This is a genomic window from Bradyrhizobium sp. NAS80.1 (assembly GCF_001908205.1).
GTDB lineage: Bacteria > Pseudomonadota > Alphaproteobacteria > Rhizobiales > Xanthobacteraceae > Bradyrhizobium.
Genome location: NZ_LGHL01000457.1, coordinates 1 through 1,532, shown reverse-complemented (window position 1 = coordinate 1,532; position 1,532 = coordinate 1). Strand labels below are relative to the sequence as shown.

The window sequence follows — 1,532 nt, the reverse complement described above, 5'->3', positions numbered from 1 at the left end:
CGTCTTGCGAAGGCGCTCTAGCAGGCTGTTGAAGAAGTCTTGGAACGGCGCGCGATGAACGGGATGTTGTCGCCGTTGAGGAGACAAATCTCCCCTTCGAGTGAGCCGTCATCCTGCAGTTCGGCCCAGCCGTCCCCCCTCGGCCGGCTCCATTTCGTCGTTTCCCTGCCAGCCGAACTGGACGGCATCGCCGTGGCAGGCTCCATGAATGGAGCCTGTGAGGCAATCGAAGGCGAATTCGCCGCCGGCCTCATCGAACAGGATGTAGGCGCTCGCCAAGGCCATGTCGTAGCCCGGTGTCTCGACGACCTGCCATCTGCCCCGAATGCTCATGCCGGTGTCGCCAGAAGCTTGGGAAGCCGGATCAGATTATAGGCCGCAAGCGCCAGGACGAAGACGGCATCCACCCGGTCGCGGCCTCGCAGCTTGACCTTGGCCAAGCCAGCGGAACTCTTGATCCAGCCGAAGACTTCTTCGATGCGTTTGCGGCAGCGTTGGCTGATGTCGTAACCGCTGTGACGTGTGGTACGCGCGTCGATCGCTGTCTTGCGCCGCTTGCCGGTCTTACTCAGATGTCCGTCAATCGCGATATGCGGGGTAACCGATCTATCTCTCAGGTCGTGCACGAACTGCGTGACATCATAGGCCTTATCCGCCCCCAGAGTGATCCGCTTCGCGCACCCGCGCTTGTCGATCATGGCAAGCGCAATCTCCCGTTCGGCGGTGCCCGTCGCTTGGCTTACTCCACCCAAAACCGCTAAACCATTGCGGTTCTCCATCAGCGCATGGCCCATATAGCTCAGCTTGGCTGGCTGGCCGTCCCCCTTCTTGTAGAGCCGTGCTTCGGGATCGGTCGTGCTCGCATGGGTCTCGTTGGATCGCTTCTCCTTGTGGAAGCTGCGCTCGGCGTTGCGTCCCGGACCGTCCTCGTCTTTGTCGCTGCCATCCTTCTTCCGGAAGCTCTTGATCGAAGCCCAAGCTTCAATCAGCGTACCATCCACCGAGAAATGATCGCTCGATAGCAGACGCTTGACCTTTGGCTGCGCCAAAAGCGCGTTCAGGAACTTGGCCGCAATCTCGCCTTCGAGCAGCCGGTCGCGGTTCTTCGAGAAAGTCGAGTGATTCCAAACCGCATCGTCTATCCCAAACCCAACGAACCAGCGGAACAGAAGATCGAACTCCATCCGTTCCATCAGATGCCGTTCCGAGCGAACCCCATAAAACGCCTGGAGGAGCATCGCCCGAAGCAACTTCTCCGGTGCGATCGAGGGGCGACCGAAGTCCGCATAGAGCTTGCCGAACTCCCCAGAAAGGTCGCCCAGCGCCCCATTCGCCAAGTCGCGGATCACCCGAAGCGGGTGGTCGACGCGAACCCGAGCCTCCAAGTCTACATAACTGAAAAGCGAGCCGGACCGTTCGTCACTCCCACGCATCGCGCCCCCTAGTTAAATCCTGATCCTAGAGAATCACGACACGAAACGCTTCGCTACCGACTTCTTCAACAGCCTGCTAGAGCGTTTTCGAGCGAAGTG

At 59.7% G+C, this 1,532-nt stretch carries 2 protein-coding genes; both read right to left on the bottom strand.

What is annotated here, in order from left to right; all coding sequences use genetic code 11:
• Nucleotides 1-108: 108 nt before the first annotated feature.
• Nucleotides 109-333, bottom strand: a complete 225-nt coding sequence (locus tag AC629_RS44195) for a hypothetical protein (RefSeq protein ID WP_245332216.1) — start codon at nt 331-333, stop codon at nt 109-111.
• Nucleotides 330-1,433 carry an IS5 family transposase gene (locus AC629_RS44190; protein WP_084810808.1) on the bottom strand — a complete coding sequence of 368 codons (1,104 nt, stop codon included), beginning with the start codon at nt 1,431-1,433 and terminating at the stop codon, nt 330-332. The genes AC629_RS44195 and AC629_RS44190 overlap by 4 nt, the downstream gene beginning before the upstream one ends.
• Nucleotides 1,434-1,532: the final 99 nt, after the last annotated feature.